Source organism: Pseudomonas sp. HT11, assembly GCF_044875395.1.
Lineage (GTDB): Bacteria > Pseudomonadota > Gammaproteobacteria > Pseudomonadales > Pseudomonadaceae > Aquipseudomonas.
In genome coordinates this window covers 6,212,769-6,228,006 of record NZ_CP173217.1, presented here as the reverse complement: position 1 = coordinate 6,228,006, position 15,238 = coordinate 6,212,769, and the positions used below count along the sequence as shown (strand labels likewise).

Annotated in this window: 13 protein-coding genes; 9 read left to right on the top strand and 4 right to left on the bottom strand. The window is 60.4% G+C overall.

The features are described from left to right. Positions 1-43 precede the first annotated feature (43 nt). Positions 44-448, bottom strand: coding sequence for an acyl-CoA thioesterase (locus ABWL43_RS28830; protein ID WP_003176975.1), 405 nt, complete (start codon positions 446-448; stop codon positions 44-46). A 454-nt stretch (positions 449-902) separates the two neighbouring features. On the opposite strand from ABWL43_RS28830, the gene ABWL43_RS28825 reads away from it, so the two are divergent. The 9 genes from ABWL43_RS28825 (at position 903) to ABWL43_RS28785 (ending at position 11,413) form a co-directional block, all read left to right on the top strand. Further along, positions 903-2,192 (top strand): MFS transporter, encoded by a 1,290-nt coding sequence (locus tag ABWL43_RS28825; RefSeq protein WP_145158243.1) that lies wholly within the window; start codon positions 903-905, stop codon positions 2,190-2,192. Between the two features lie 263 nt (positions 2,193-2,455). Beyond that, entirely contained in the window at positions 2,456-3,442 is a 987-nt protein-coding gene (locus ABWL43_RS28820) for a phosphate ABC transporter substrate-binding protein PstS (protein WP_106575903.1), read from the top strand. A 486-nt stretch (positions 3,443-3,928) separates the two neighbouring features. Beyond that, positions 3,929-5,962 (top strand): ABC transporter permease subunit, encoded by a 2,034-nt coding sequence (locus ABWL43_RS28815; RefSeq protein WP_404488508.1) that lies wholly within the window; start codon positions 3,929-3,931, stop codon positions 5,960-5,962. A gap of 15 nt (positions 5,963-5,977) precedes the next feature. Then, positions 5,978-7,648 carry a phosphate ABC transporter permease PstA gene (gene pstA / locus ABWL43_RS28810; RefSeq protein WP_404486007.1) on the top strand — a complete coding sequence of 557 codons (1,671 nt, stop codon included), beginning with the start codon at positions 5,978-5,980 and terminating at the stop codon, positions 7,646-7,648. 178 nt (positions 7,649-7,826) lie between these two features. Continuing rightward, on the top strand, positions 7,827-8,660 hold the full coding sequence (gene pstB / locus ABWL43_RS28805; RefSeq protein WP_056860879.1) for a phosphate ABC transporter ATP-binding protein PstB: 834 nt from the start codon (positions 7,827-7,829) through the stop codon (positions 8,658-8,660). 111 nt (positions 8,661-8,771) lie between these two features. Next, on the top strand, positions 8,772-9,533 hold the full coding sequence (gene phoU, locus ABWL43_RS28800) for a phosphate signaling complex protein PhoU (RefSeq protein WP_053258703.1): 762 nt from the start codon (positions 8,772-8,774) through the stop codon (positions 9,531-9,533). 168 nt (positions 9,534-9,701) lie between these two features. Beyond that, on the top strand, positions 9,702-10,598 hold the full coding sequence (locus ABWL43_RS28795; protein WP_369302824.1) for a response regulator: 897 nt from the start codon (positions 9,702-9,704) through the stop codon (positions 10,596-10,598). A gap of 187 nt (positions 10,599-10,785) precedes the next feature. Then, a complete protein-coding gene (locus ABWL43_RS28790) occupies positions 10,786-11,109 on the top strand; it encodes a type II toxin-antitoxin system RelE/ParE family toxin (RefSeq protein ID WP_404486004.1) in 324 nt (107 codons plus the stop codon). 4 nt (positions 11,110-11,113) lie between these two features. Then, positions 11,114-11,413, top strand: coding sequence for a helix-turn-helix domain-containing protein (locus ABWL43_RS28785; RefSeq protein ID WP_242201190.1), 300 nt, complete (start codon positions 11,114-11,116; stop codon positions 11,411-11,413). Between the two features lie 45 nt (positions 11,414-11,458). Here ABWL43_RS28785 and ABWL43_RS28780 read toward each other — a convergent pair whose 3' ends face one another. From ABWL43_RS28780 to phoB, 3 genes are all read right to left on the bottom strand, one after another. Further along, positions 11,459-12,799 (bottom strand): hemolysin family protein, encoded by a 1,341-nt coding sequence (locus ABWL43_RS28780; RefSeq protein ID WP_010207573.1) that lies wholly within the window; start codon positions 12,797-12,799, stop codon positions 11,459-11,461. 269 nt (positions 12,800-13,068) lie between these two features. Next, a complete protein-coding gene (gene phoR, locus ABWL43_RS28775) occupies positions 13,069-14,355 on the bottom strand; it encodes a phosphate regulon sensor histidine kinase PhoR (RefSeq protein WP_404488506.1) in 1,287 nt (428 codons plus the stop codon). An 82-nt stretch (positions 14,356-14,437) separates the two neighbouring features. Continuing rightward, complete coding sequence (gene phoB / locus ABWL43_RS28770; RefSeq protein WP_003195617.1) at positions 14,438-15,127, bottom strand: phosphate regulon transcriptional regulator PhoB; 690 nt, start codon at positions 15,125-15,127, stop codon at positions 14,438-14,440. Positions 15,128-15,238: the final 111 nt, after the last annotated feature.

The window sequence follows — 15,238 nt, the reverse complement described above, 5'->3', positions numbered from 1 at the left end:
ATGGCAGGCAATGGGGCAATTGACCGTCAAAACCCGGCGATGTTTAACGCGCGCGCGATGGCACCGAGCGGGTACGGCCGCTGCCGTCGATGGCGACAAACACAAATACCGCCTCGGTCACCTTGCGCCATTCGCTGGACAGCGGGTCGTCGCTCCACACCTCGACCATCATCTGGATCGAACTGCGGCCGATTTCCAGGGCCTGGGTATAGAAGGACAATTGCGCGCCGACCGCCACCGGCACCAGGAACGCCATGCGATCGATCGCCACCGTGGCGACACGTCCGCCGGCCACTTTGCTGGCCATGGCGGTGCCGGCCAGGTCCATCTGCGCGACCAGCCAGCCGCCGAAGATATCGCCAAAACCGTTGGTTTCACGCGGGAGTGCGGTGATTTGCAGGGCGAGATCGCCTTGCGGGATAGGATCTTCTTGTTCGAGTTCGATCATGCCGAGGGTGCCTCTGACCCGTGACGCTTCATGGGTATTTCAAGTGGATAGCCGTCTCTGGAAAAACGTTTCAGCACCAACATACACCGCTCGATGCGTTTCTCGTAAGGCGTACTAAAGGGAAACTCTGCCAAATCGGCTGGATGGCACCCAACGACGTTTTGGCACAGCAGCCCCTCAAGACTGGGGTTCTTGCGCTTGCAGGGGCCGAGTATATCGAGACGCTGGCGCCACGACGACCTCCCGGCGCTCATTTGGTCGGCAAATCCTGGCTGTAATGCGGCTTTTTCCCGCAACTGTGCTTCTGATGGCTAATAAAGGGAAGAAACGGGTGTTAACGCGCGCCTGCAAAGTGTTATTCGGTGGGCGCTGTGCTTTTTCAAGCGATTTGCTATCTTGCCAGACCCGCCGCAAGTCCCGGGCTTGCCGTCATTACTATAAGAGAAGCCTTGCCATGTCCTCCGTGCCCGCAAGCAGCGCGCAACCGTCGCGCCCGCTGACCCGCAACGACTACAAAACCCTGTCGCTGTCTGCCTTGGGCGGGGCGCTGGAATTTTACGACTTCATCATTTTCGTGTTTTTCGCCACCGTGGTCGGGAAACTGTTCTTCCCCGTCGATATGCCGGAATGGCTGCGCATGATGCAGACCTTCGGCATCTTTGCCGCCGGTTACCTGGCTCGTCCGTTGGGCGGCATCATCATGGCGCACTTTGGCGACCTGCTCGGCCGCAAGAAGATGTTCACGTTGAGCATCTTCATGATGGCCGTGCCGACCCTGATCATGGGCCTGCTGCCGACCTACGCGCAGATCGGCCTGTGGGCGCCGCTTCTGCTGCTGTTGATGCGCGTCATCCAGGGCGCGGCCATCGGCGGCGAAGTACCGGGCGCCTGGGTGTTTGTCTCTGAACACGTACCGCCGCGCCACATCGGCTATGCCTGCGGCACCCTGACCAGCGGCCTCACCGCCGGCATCCTGTTGGGGTCGCTGGTGGCCACCGCCATCAACACGCTCTACAGCCCGGAACAAGTGTCCGATTACGCCTGGCGTATCCCGTTCCTGCTGGGCGGCGTGTTTGGCCTGCTCTCGGTGTACCTGCGCCGCTGGCTGCATGAGACGCCTATCTTCGCCGAGATGCAGCAACGCAAAACCTTGGCCGCCGAGCTGCCATTGCGCGCGGTATTGCGCGACCACCGTGGCGCCATCGTGCTGTCGATGCTGTTGACCTGGTTGCTGTCGGCCGGTGTTGTCGTGGTCATCCTGATGACCCCGACCGTGCTGCAAACCGTCTACCACTTCAGCCCGACCATCGCATTGCAAGCCAACAGCCTGGCCATCGTGACCCTGAGCCTGGGCTGCATCGCTTCCGGCGCCCTGGCTGATCGTTTTGGCGCTGGCCGCGTGCTGGTCATCGGTTGCCTGTTGCTGTTGGCAACGTCGTGGACGCTGTACCACAGCCTGATCGATCATCCGAACTGGCTTTTCCCGCTGTACACCCTGACCGGCCTGTTTGTCGGGGTGATCGGCGTGGTGCCTTACGTGATGGTGAAAGCCTTCCCGCCGGTGGTGCGTTTCAGCGGGTTGTCGTTCTCCTACAACGTCGCTTACGCCGTGTTTGGTGGTTTGACGCCGCTGGCGGTGTCGCTGCTGATGAAGGAAAGCCCGATGGGCCCTGCCTACTATGTCGCCGTGCTGTGTGTGATGGGGATGCTGGTGGGTGGCTATCTGTGGAAGCGCGGGCGCTAAAACCCTGCAATGACGCTGTGGCGAGGGCATTCGCTCGCCACAGGGTTTGTGGTTGACCAACGATTACAGAGTATTTCTGAAACACCGCTTCATGCGCTTCAACCTCCTCGCAAGTCCCGGATTTACTGATCTTTCCCCTTCCTGTCAGGTTTTTCACAAATGCTGGCCTTTCATCTAATTGTCACATTGCGGACATAGAGTGTTCACACGGCCTACCGATACTTGGCCCCGATCCAACTATCCCTATCTGCTAGGAGCAAGGCATGAAACTGAAACGTTTGATGGCGGCAATGACTTTTGTCGCTGCTGGCGTTGCGACCGCTAACGCGGTAGCCGCTGGTGTTGACCCGGCAATTCCGGCTTACGCCAAGACCACCGGTGTATCGGGCAACCTGTCCAGCGTTGGTTCCGACACCCTGGCTAACCTGATGACCCTGTGGGCTGAGTCCTATAAAAAGGAATACCCGAACGTCAACATCCAGATTCAGGCTGCCGGCTCCGCCACTGCACCGCCTGCGCTGACTGAAGGCACCTCCAACCTGGGCCCGATGAGCCGCAAGATGAAGGACACCGAACTGGCGGCCTTCGAGCAGAAGTACGGCTACAAGCCAACCGCTATCCCGGTGGCTGTGGATGCCCTGGCCGTGTTCGTGCACAAGGACAACCCGATCCAGCACCTGACCATGGAACAAGTCGACGCGATCTTCTCCTCGACGCGTCTGTGCGGCGCCAAAGCTGATGTCAAAACCTGGGGCGACCTGGGCGTGACCGGCGACCTGGCCAACAAGCCGGTGCAACTGTTCGGTCGTAACTCGGTATCCGGCACCTACGGCTACTTCAAGGAAGAAGCCCTGTGCAAAGGCGACTACAAACCTAACGTGAACGAACAACCAGGTTCGGCGTCGGTTGTGCAGTCGATCAGCTCCTCGCTGAACGGCATCGGTTACTCGGGCATCGGTTACAAAACCGCCAGCGTGAAGACCGTGGCCCTGGCCAAGAAAGGCAGCACTGACTTCATCGAAGACAGCGAAGAAAACGCCCTGAACGGCAAATACCCGCTGTCGCGCTTCCTCTACGTGTACGTCAACAAAGCTCCGAACAAGCCTCTGGCTCCGCTGGAAGCTGAGTTCGTGAAGCTGGTTCTGTCCAAACAGGGCCAGGAAGTGGTCGTCAAAGACGGCTACATCCCGCTGCCAGCCAAAGTGGCCGCCAAGGCCCTGGCTGACCTGGGTTTGAAAGAAGGCAACTAAGCCTGCAAGACCTGGTGTAGATGCATGCTTTTGTGTGGGAGCGGGCTTGCCCGCGATGCTGGCGACGCGGTGTAGCGTTGAGACCGCATTGATGCCATCGCGGGCAAGCCCGCTCTCACATTAAACCGTCTACACCCCTAATTTTTTAGTCCGCTGCCAGCTCTGCTACGCGGCGGCTTTGCTGCGTCACTGCATTGTCATCTTTCTGTCATACAGGATCGCTAGGGTGTGCGCATGAATGATCTGGCCAATTCCACCATGACGACGACTTCTCCCCCCAAGCGCATTGATTTCAATACGCCTGAGCTGCAACGCAAGCGCCGCATTCGCGCGCTCAAGGATCGCCTGACCCGTTGGTACGTGTTGATCGGCGGCCTCGCCGTCCTCGGCGCCATTACCCTGATTTTCTTCTTTCTTGCCTACGTCGTCGCGCCACTGTTCCAGGGCGCCTCGCTGACCAAGGAAGATGCGCTGACGCCCGCCTGGATGCAGGACGCCGGCAAGCCGTTGATGATCTCCCTCGAAGAGCAGAACCAGGTTGCCATGCGGGTTTCCGACAAGGGCCAGGCGCTGTTCTTTGATGTGGACACGGGTGCTGAACTCAAGCGTGTCGACTTGCCGCTGCCGGCAGGCGCCAGCGTTGCGTCCATTGGTGAAGACCAGCCGGGCAGCCCGCTGGTGATCCTGGGTTTGTCCAATGGCCAGTCCCTGGTGTTCCGCCACACTTATAAGGTGTCCTACCCGGACGGCAAGAAAACCATCACCCCGGCCATTGAATACCCTTACGGCGAAACGCCGATCGTGCTCGACGAGCAGGGTCGCCCGCTGGAGCACGTCGCACTTAACGCCACCGATTCCTCGCTGGTCGTTGCCGGTTCCGCAGGTTCCTACTTGAACGTGCTGAGCCTGAGCCGCGAAGAAAACATGATGACTGGCGAAGTCACCAGCGAGCAGAAGCGTATCGAGCTGCCGCAAATGACCGAGCCGGTAAAGGCGATCTTCATCGACCCACGCCAGCAGTGGCTGTATGTGATCAACGGTCGTGCCCTTGCTGACGTCTTCAGCCTGCGCGACAAGAGCCTCAACGGTCGCTACAAACTGCTCGAAGACGGCAACGCCGAAATCACTGCCAGCACTCAGTTGGTGGGCGGTATCTCGCTGATCGTGGGTAACTCCAAAGGCGGCCTGGCCCAGTGGTTCATGGCCCGCGACCCGGACGGCGAGCAACGCCTGAAACAGATCCGTACCTTCCAGATGGGCACCGCGCCTATCGTTGAAATCACCGCTGAAGAACGTCGCAAAGGCTTCACCACCCTCGACGCGTCCGGCAAGTTCGGCGTGTTCCACAGCACCGCGCACCGCACGCTGCTGGTCGACCCGGTGGTCGATGGCCAAGGCGTGTTCGGCCTGTCGCCACGCGCCAACCACGTCATCGTCGAAGCCGGCGGCAAGCTGCAACCGCTGTTGCTGGACAACCCGCACCCGGAAGTGTCCTGGAGCGCGTTGTGGAGCAAGGTCTGGTACGAAAACTACGACGAGCCTAAATACGTCTGGCAATCGACCGCCGCCAACACTGATTTCGAACCCAAGATGAGCCTGGCGCCGCTGACCTTCGGTACCCTGAAGGCCGCGTTCTACGCCATGTTGCTGGCCGCACCACTGGCAGTGGCCGCTGCGATCTACACCGCCTACTTCATGGCCCCGAGCCTGCGCCGCAAGGTCAAGCCGGTGATCGAACTGATGGAAGCGATGCCGACGGTGATCCTCGGCTTCTTCGCCGGCCTGTTCCTGGCGCCGTATGTCGAAGGGCATTTGCCGGGGATTTTCAGCCTGCTGATGCTGTTGCCGATTGGCATCCTGGTGGCCGGCTTCGTGTTCAGCCGCTTGCCTGAGTCGATCCGCCTGCGCGTTCCCGATGGCTGGGAAAGCGCGATCCTGATCCCGGTGATCCTGTTTGTGGGCTGGCTCTCGCTGTACATGAGCCCGTACCTGGAAACCTGGTTCTTTGGCGGCGACATGCGCATGTGGATCTCCCACGACCTGGGCATCACCTACGACCAGCGCAACGCTCTGGTAGTCGGCCTGGCCATGGGTTTTGCGGTGATCCCGAACATCTACTCCATCGCCGAAGACGCCGTGTTCAGCGTGCCGCGCGGCCTGACCCTGGGCTCGTTGGCCTTGGGCGCCACGCCATGGCAGACCATGACCCGCGTCGTCATCCTGACCGCCAGTCCGGGGATTTTCTCGGCGCTGATGATCGGCATGGGCCGTGCGGTCGGTGAAACCATGATCGTGTTGATGGCCACCGGTAACACCCCGGTGATGGAGATGAACCTGTTCGAAGGCCTGCGCACCCTGGCGGCTAACGTCGCAGTGGAAATGCCCGAGTCGGAAGTCGGCGGCAGCCACTACCGCGTGCTGTTCCTCTCGGCGCTGGTGCTGCTGTTGTTCACCTTCATCATGAACACCCTCGCCGAGCTGATTCGTCAGCGTCTGCGCAAGAAATACTCGTCGCTTTAAGAAAGGTAGAAGTCTGTGAAACAGAACTCCCTGAATGGATGGTTCAAGAGCGGCGCCCCGGGCGTCTGGATCAGCGGTGGCGCGGTGTCCATCGCGGTCATCATGACCATTGGTTTGCTGGCCGTGATTGCCGTGCGTGGCCTGGGCCACTTCTGGCCGGCCGACCTGATCCAGGCCAACTACAATGTGCCGGGCCAGGAAAACCATATCGTCATCGGCGAAGTGGTACAGAAGGAAGAAGTGCCACGCGAGCGCCTGAAAAGCGCTGGCCTGCCGGTGCCCGACCAGGGCCCGGAGTTCATGACCCGCGAGCTGATCAAGGTCGGCAACCGCGACCTGAACGGCAACGACTTCACCTGGATCGTCGGCGAGTGGCTCAAGGACCAGACCAAGCCGGCCAACCTGATGGCCATCGAACGGCGTGAGTGGGGCAACTTCTACGGCACCCTGGTCAACGTCAAACAGGACGGCAAGGTCATCGCCGAAGGCGAAGCCGCGTGGCCGGAGCTGCAGGCCCGCGTTGACCGCGTGAACAAGCTGGCTGCGCAACTCAAGAGTCTGGAAAAAACCGACATCGGCGCGATCAACGCCGGGCTGGAGCGTATCCGCCTGCACGGTCGTAAGCTGGAGCTGGAAGGCAAGCTCGACGCTACCGCCCAAGCGGATATGGACTCGGACCGCGCAGAACTGAACAACCGCTACAAGGACGTCGAAGCGCGCCTGGCGGACCTGCACACCCAGTTCAACCGCGACAGCCTGACGGCGCGCGACGCTAACGGCAAAGAAGTGGAAATCGGCATCGGCAAAGTGGTGCACGCCTACCAGCCGAACGCCATGGGCACGATGACCAAGGTCGGCTTCTACTTCAGCAAGGTCTGGGAATTCCTCAGCGATGACCCACGGGAAGCCAACACCGAAGGCGGGATCTTCCCGGCGATTTTCGGCACCGTGATGATGACCCTGATCATGGCGATGATCGTGACGCCGTTCGGTGTACTGGCGGCGGTGTACCTGCGTGAATATGCCAAGCAGAACACCCTGACGCGGATTATCCGCATTGCGGTGAACAACCTGGCGGGCGTACCGGCCATTGTCTACGGCGTGTTCGGCCTGGGCTTCTTTGTGTATGTATTGGGCGGCTCGGTTGACCGTCTGTTCTTCGCCGAAGCCCTGCCGGCACCCACGTTCGGTACGCCGGGCCTGCTCTGGGCCTCGCTGACCCTGGCGCTGCTGGCGGTGCCGGTGGTGATTGTGGCCACCGAAGAAGGCCTGGCGCGGATTCCTCGCACCGTGCGCGAGGGCTCCCTGGCACTGGGCGCGACCAAGGCGGAAACACTGTGGAAGATCGTGCTGCCAATGGCCAGCCCGGCGATGATGACCGGCATGATCCTCGCCGTGGCCCGCGCCGCCGGTGAAGTGGCGCCGCTGATGCTGGTGGGTGTAGTGAAACTGGCGCCGTCGCTGCCGCTGGACGGCAACTACCCGTACCTGCACCTGGACCAGAAAATCATGCACCTGGGCTTCCATATTTATGACGTCGGCTTCCAGAGCCCCAACGTCGAAGCTGCGCGGCCACTGGTGTACGCCACCGCCTTGCTGCTGGTGCTGGTGATCGCCACGCTCAACTTGTCGGCGGTGTGGATTCGTAACCACCTGCGCGAAAAATACAAGGCGCTGGACAGTTAACACGGCCCAATGTGGGAGCTGGCTTGCCTGCGATGCAGGCAACTCGGTGGAACAGGTACACCGCGGTGATGCCATCGCAGGCAAGCCAGCTCCCACACTTAACCGCGTCACACGCAGATTTTTGAGTAAACCGCCCCGGCGGTTCAACCAAACGAATTGGTAGCACAGGGAGCATCCCATGCAACACGAAACCCACACCCACGGCATCAACATGTCGGCCCTGGGTCGCGACAAGCAGAGCCTGAGCCTGGCCCAGGAAACCGTGGCCATCGAAGTGCCGGGCCTGAGCCTGTACTACGGTGAAAAGCAGGCGCTGTTCGACGTCAGCATGAACATCCCCAAGCAGCGCGTGACCGCCTTCATCGGCCCGTCCGGCTGTGGCAAGTCGACGTTGCTGCGCACCTTCAACCGCATGAACGACCTGGTCGACGGTTGCCGTGTAGAAGGCGCGATCAACCTCTACGGCACCAACATCTACCGCAAGGGCGAAGACGTGGCCGAACTGCGCCGCCGGGTGGGCATGGTGTTCCAGAAGCCCAACCCGTTCCCCAAGACCATCTACGAAAACGTGGTCTACGGCCTGCGCATCCAGGGCATCAATAAAAAACGCATCCTCGACGAGGCCGTTGAGTGGGCGCTCAAAGGCGCGGCACTGTGGGATGAGGTCAAGGACCGCCTGCACGAGTCGGCCCTCGGTTTGTCCGGCGGCCAGCAGCAACGTCTGGTGATCGCCCGCACCATCGCCGTGGAGCCGGAAGTGCTGCTGCTCGACGAACCGTGCTCGGCACTCGACCCGATCTCCACACTGAAAGTCGAAGAGCTGATCTACGAACTCAAATCCAAGTTCACCATCGTCATCGTGACCCACAACATGCAACAGGCGGCGCGGGTTTCCGACTACACCGCGTTCATGTACATGGGCAAGCTGGTGGAATTTGGCGACACCGATACCCTGTTCACCAACCCGGCGAAGAAGCAGACCGAAGACTACATCACCGGTCGCTATGGCTAGCCCCAGCTGCACGCCGCAAGCTTCAAGCGGCAAGTAAAAGCAGTTTGATCAACGACACACATCAGCTTGCAGCTTGTAGCCTGCGGCTTACAGCTTTTGCGGAGCAAACCCATGATTAGCAAAGAAGGCCTTACCCATCACATCTCCGCGCAGTTCAACGCCGAGCTTGAGGAAGTGCGCAGCCACCTCCTGGCGATGGGCGGGCTGGTGGAGAAGCAAGTCAACGACGCCGTCACCGCGCTGATCGAGGCCGACTCGGGCCTGGCCCAGCAAGTGCGTGAGATCGATGACCAGATCAACCAGATGGAACGCAACATCGACGAAGAATGCCTGCGCATTCTGGCGCGTCGCCAGCCGGCGGCGTCCGACCTGCGGTTGATCATCAGCATCTCCAAGTCGGTGATCGACCTGGAGCGCATCGGTGACGAAGCCACCAAGATCGCCCGTCGCGCCATCCAGTTGTGCGAAGAAGGCGAAGCGCCGCGCGGCTACGTGGAAGTGCGCCACATCGGCGACCAGGTGCGCAACATGGTGCGCGATGCCCTCGACGCTTTTGCGCGCTTCGACGCCGAGCTGGCATTGTCGGTAGCGCAGTACGACAAGACCATCGACCGCGAATACAAGACCGCACTGCGCGAGCTGGCCACCTACATGATGGAAGACCCGCGCTCTATCTCGCGGGTCTTGAACATCATCTGGGTGCTGCGTTCGTTGGAGCGTATCGGCGACCACGCGCGCAATATCTCGGAACTGGTCATTTACCTGGTACGCGGTACCGACGTGCGGCACATGGGCCTCAAGCGCATGAAAGCCGAAGTTGAAGGCACGGCCGATCAAATCCCTAATGTTCCGGGCGAATCTGACGATAAGTAAGGTTGCCCGAGAAATTAACGCCCGGCCTTTGGTCGGGCGTTTTCGTTTGCGGCATCTGAATTTTTTGCGCGGCAGGAACGATAAAGTCCTTCTGTGAATCGCGAGTTTTGGCAAAATGCCATCAGTCAGGCGTTTTGCGTGCCGAAGTTTTTATAGGATGAAGGGTCGATGAGTAAAGTCAGTGTATTGGTGGTGGACGACGCCTCGTTTATCCGCGACCTGGTGAAGAAGTGCCTGCGCAACTACTTTCCGGGGATCAAGATCGAAGATGCGGTGAACGGCAAAAAGGCGCAATCCATCCTGATGCGCGAGACCTTCGACCTGGTGCTGTGCGACTGGGAAATGCCCGAGATGTCGGGCCTGGAGTTGCTGACCTGGTGCCGTGAGCAGGCCCATCTCAAAGCCATGCCGTTCGTGATGGTGACCAGCCGTGGCGACAAGGAGAACGTGGTGCAGGCCATTCAGGCCGGCGTCTCCGGCTACGTCAGCAAGCCGTTCACCAACGAGCAATTGCTGAACAAGGTCAAGCAGGCCCTGCACAAGATCGGCCGCCTCGACGCGCTGATCGCCAGTGCGCCGACCAAAATGAATTCGGCTTTCGGCAACGACTCCCTGAGTGCCCTGACCGGCGGCAAGCCTGAAGCCGTCAAACCGGCGCCGGTGGCTGCGCCAAGCAAAGGCCTGCTCAACAGCCCTCCGGTGCAAACGCCAGCGGCAGCGCCGGCCGGCGGCCGTGGCCAAGGGCAGCTGCGCCTGTCCAGCGGCACCCAGCAATGCGTGATCAAGGCGCTGAGCATCAAGGAAGCGCTGCTGGTGGTGCGTCGCGGTGAAGTCCTGCCGCAGGTACTGGAAAGCGCGGTGCTCGACCTTGAGCAAGGCGACAACGCCGAAGTGGCACGCCTCAACGGCTACCTGCACGCCGTCGTCGCCTACGAGCCCAAGCCCGACAGCGACTGGCTGCAACTGACCTTCCGGTTTATCGACCAGGACGCGCAGAAACTCGACTACATCTCCCGCCTGATCGCACGCGGCACGGCGCAGAAGCACTTTGTGCCGGGTGCGTGATTGCCTGCATAACGGGAATCAACCGACCGTCTGATTCCCGGTGCTTGGCTTGATTTATATCTGTTTCGATATAGGCTCTCGATAACGCATCAGTGTTATCGAGCTTTTGCTATGCCTTGAAACAAAGCTCCACCGCCATGGCCTGAATCGTCTATTACGCTTTTTCTTTCCAGCAAAGGAGAAGCCAATGCCCAGGCACAAGGATGTGGTGTTTCCAGGAAGCTCACTCAAGGACCTCAAGGAGTTTCCTCTCGACGCCCGAAGGGCAGCCGGTTTTCAGTTGGATCTTCTGCAACAGGGCGAACAGCCTTTTGATTGCAAGCCCATGAGAACTATCGGACGGGGCGTCAGTGAGATTCGGATCACTGAGCAATCAGGCGCGTTTCGAGTGTTCTATGTGGTCAATCGCCCAGAGGCTGTCTATGTGTTGCACGCGCTGCGCAAAACCACACAGAAAACCGAAGGGTGCGATATCGAACTGGCGCGTGCCAGATTGCAGGAGTTAGGTTAAGCCTATGACAGACCCAAAGATTCACACCGAACGCTTCAGCAACGTCTGGGATGCTCTGGAAGACACTCCCCAGCAAGCCGCCAATATGCGCCTGCGCTCAAAGTTGCTGCTGGCGTTGTGCAACACCATCCGCAGTTGGGAGCTCTCTCAGAAAGCGGCCGCTGAGCGGCTCAATATCAGCCAGCCTCGGCTCAATGACGTCCTCAATGGCAAGATCGACAAGTTCTCGCTGGACGCATTGGTCAATTTGTCTGCCGCAGCGCAGTTGGAAGTCGATATCTGCTTCTCCCCGCTGCCGGCCTGATCATCGACGCGGGGGCGAGTTGCTCACCCTCCGCGCTCTATCTGATCAATCCAGCAACAGCACCTTGGCCAGCACGATCTTCGGCCCTTTCATCTTCTTGATGATGATTCGCAAGCCTTCAACCTCCAGCACTTCTTCCTCTTCCGGCACGCGTTTGAGGGTGTCGTAGATCAGGCCGGCGAGGGTTTCGGCTTCGATGTGGTCCAGGTCGACACCCAGCAGGCGTTCTACCTTGAACAGCGGCGTGTCGCCACGCACCAGCAGTTTGCCCGGCTGGTAGGCGAGGATGCCGCGCTCGGCCTTGCGGTGTTCGTCCTGGATATCGCCGACCAGCACTTCCAGCACGTCTTCCATGGTCAGGTAGCCGATGATCTTGCCGTCCGCTTCCTCTACCAGAGCAAAGTGCGCGCCGCCTTTGCGGAACTGCTCCAGCAACTGCGACAACGGCATATGGCGCGATACGCGCTCCAGCGGGCGGGTCAGCTCGGCCAGGTTGAACGACTCGGGAATGTGGTCCAGTGCCGCCAGTTCCAGCAGCAAATCCTTGATGTGCAGCAGGCCGACAAACTCATTGCGCACCGCGTCATACACCGGGTAGCGGCTGAATTTGTGGCGGCGGAACAGCGCGAGGATTTCCTTGAGCGGGGCGTTGAAGTCCAGGGTGACCAGGTCTTCGCGAGAGTTGGCCCAGTCCACCACTTCCAGTTCGCCCATTTCCACGGCGGAGGCGAGTACACGCATGCCTTGGTCGCTCGGGTCCTGGCCACGGCTGGAGTGCAGGATCAGCTTGAGTTCTTCACGGCTGTAATGGTGCTCATGGTGCGGGCCAGGCTCGCCTTGGCCGGCAATACGCAAAATTGCGTTCGCACTGGCGTTGAGCAGGTAAATCGCCGGGTACATCGCCCAGTAGAACAGGTACAACGGCACCGCGGTCCACAGCGACAGCAACTCGGGTTTGCGGATAGCCCAGGATTTAGGGGCCAATTCACCCACCACGATGTGCAGGTAGGAGATCACAAAGAAGGCGGCAAAGAACGACACGCCCTTGATCACTTCCGGCGACTCTACGCCCACCGCGCCCAGCAACGGCTCGAGGATATGCGCAAAAGCCGGCTCACCGACCCAGCCCAGGCCCAGGGAGGCGAGGGTGATGCCCAGCTGGCAGGCCGACAGGTAGGCGTCGAGCTGGCTGTGCACGGTGCGCAGGATCTGCCCGCGCCAGCCGTTCTTGTGGGCGATGGCCTCGACCCGGGTGGCGCGCAGTTTGACCATGGCGAATTCCGCCGCAACGAAGAAACCGTTGAGCAGTACCAGGATCAGTGCAAAAAGAATCATGCCGAAGTCGGCGAAGAGTGTAGCGAGGGTGATGCCAGGGGAAGGGTCCATGATGGGGTTTTGCAGGTTCCGTGTGTTCAATAAGGAGTGACAGAAGTGCCTGAAAGGCAGGCGCAAGTCGGCCAATGTAGCGGCTGACGGGGCGCTTGCCTAGTGCCCGCTGCCGGGCGGGGCCTGGAATACGTTCGTCAACACGCTGCATGTCCAATGTGGGAGCGGGCTTGCTCGCGAAAGCGGTGGGTCAGTCAACACGTTCATAACTGACCCACCGCTTTCGCGAGCAAGCCCGCTCCCACACTTAGTTCAGCGTCGCTTTCGGGTTATTCATCTGTGCCGACCAGCCGCGAACGCGTCACCTGCGTCGGCGGAAAGTGGCAGGTAAACGTGCTGCCATGCCCCAGCACACTGCTGATTTCCAGCCGTGCGCGATGGCGCAACAGCACATGTTTGACGATGGCTAGGCCCAGCCCGGTGCCGCCGGTGTTGGAGTTACGGCTGGAGTCCACACGGTAGAAACGCTCGGTCAGGCGCGGCAAGTGTTTGGCGTCGATGCCGATGCCGGAGTCCTGCACGCTCAGGTGTGCGCCGTGTTCATCGGCCCACCAGCGAATGCGGATATTGCCCTTGTCCTGGGTGTACTTCACGGCGTTGAACACCAGGTTGGAAAACGCGCTGCGCAACTCGCCCTCGCTGCCTTTGAGCAGCACCAACGGGTCGGCTTCCAGGGTGATCTGCTGCCCGCGTTCGCCGGAAAGCGCCTGGGCGTCATTCTTGATGGTCTGCAACAGGCTCTGCACGGCGACGGGATGGTTGTCCGACGGGTAATCGGTGGCCTCAAGCTTGGCCAGCAACAGCAGGTCGTTGAGCAGCGTCTGCATGCGCGAGCCTTGCTGCTGCATTTGCTGCAGGGCGCGGCTCCAGCGCGGGTTGATCTCATCGACGTTGTCCAGCAGCGTCTCCAGGTAGCCGCAGATCACCGTCAATGGCGTACGCAGCTCGTGGGAGACGTTGGCAACGAAGTCTTTGCGCATCTGTTCCAGCTGGTGGATGCGGGTCACATCACGCACCAGCATCAGGTGCTCGTTGTTGCCGTAGCGCGTCAGGTACAGCTGGATGCGCACGCGGTCATTGGTGGGCGAGGGGATTTCCAGGGCTTCTTCGTAATTGTCCTGTTCGAAGTACTCCTTGAAGCGCGGGTGACGCACCAGGTTGGTCACCGGCTGGCCGCTGTCCTGGGGCGTCTTGAGGCCCAGCAGGGTTTCGGCGGCGCGGTTCCACCATTCCAGGTTGCCATCGCTGTCGAGCATGATCACCGCGTCCTTGAGCGCGGCGGTGGACTCCTGCACCCGGTCGATCACCGCCTGCAGGCGCCCGCGAACGCGTTGGTCGCGACGTTGCAAGTGGTAGATGCTGTCGAACACCTCGCCCCACAGGCCGTAGCCGTCGGGTGGTGCTTCGTCGGGTTTGTGCTGGCGCAGCCATTCATGCAGGCGCAGCAGCTGTTTGAGGGTCCAGCCCAGGTACAGACCGATGCCGACGGCCAGGCTCCAGCCGTATTGGCCGCTGACCAGGCCGACCACCAGGCAGCCGGTGATCAATAACAGCATGTGGCGGATCAGGGTGCCATGCCAGTTCTGGTTCACTTAAACATGCGTCCTTGTCAGCTGTTAAGGAAAGGGAAGGGCTGGCTCAGCCTTTGGTGGAAAAGCGGTAGCCGGTGCCGCGCACGGTTTGTACCAGATTCTCGTAAGCGTCGCCCAAGGCTTTGCGCAGGCGGCGGATATGCACGTCGACGGTGCGCTCTTCCACGTACACGTTGCCGCCCCACACCTGGTCCAGCAGTTGGCCACGGGTGTAGGCGCGTTCCTGGTGGGTCATGAAAAATTGCAGCAGACGGTATTCGGTCGGGCCCATCTCGGCTGGCTTGCCATCGATGGTCACGCGGTGGCTGATCGGGTCCAGAATCAGGCCGTCGACTTCGATCGGCGCTTCGCCATCGGTAGGGCCAGCACGGCGCAGCACGGCCTTCAGGCGGGCAACCAGCTCGCGTGGCGAAAACGGCTTGGTGATGTAATCATCGGCGCCAACTTCCAGGCCCTGGATCTTGTTGTCCTCTTCGCCTTTGGCGGTGAGCATGATGATCGGGATGTCCCCGGTCAGCTCGTCACGCTTGAGGCGGCGGGCCAGCTCGATGCCGGAGGTGCCGGGCAGCATCCAGTCCAGCAGGATCAGGTCCGGCTTGCGGTCGACGATGATGGCATGGGCCTGCTGGGAGTTCTCCGCCTCCAGGCAGTCATAGCCGGCCATTTCCAACGCAACGGCGATCATCTCGCGAATGGGCGCTTCGTCGTCAACGATCAGAATGCTCCTGCCAACCATGCCTAAATCCTCTTGTCATTTAACTGTCTTGCGCCGCATTAGATAACGGAATTATTGCAGTCGTGTGACAGTAATTTAGTCGCTTGGGCAATTCTCGGCACTCTGGACTAC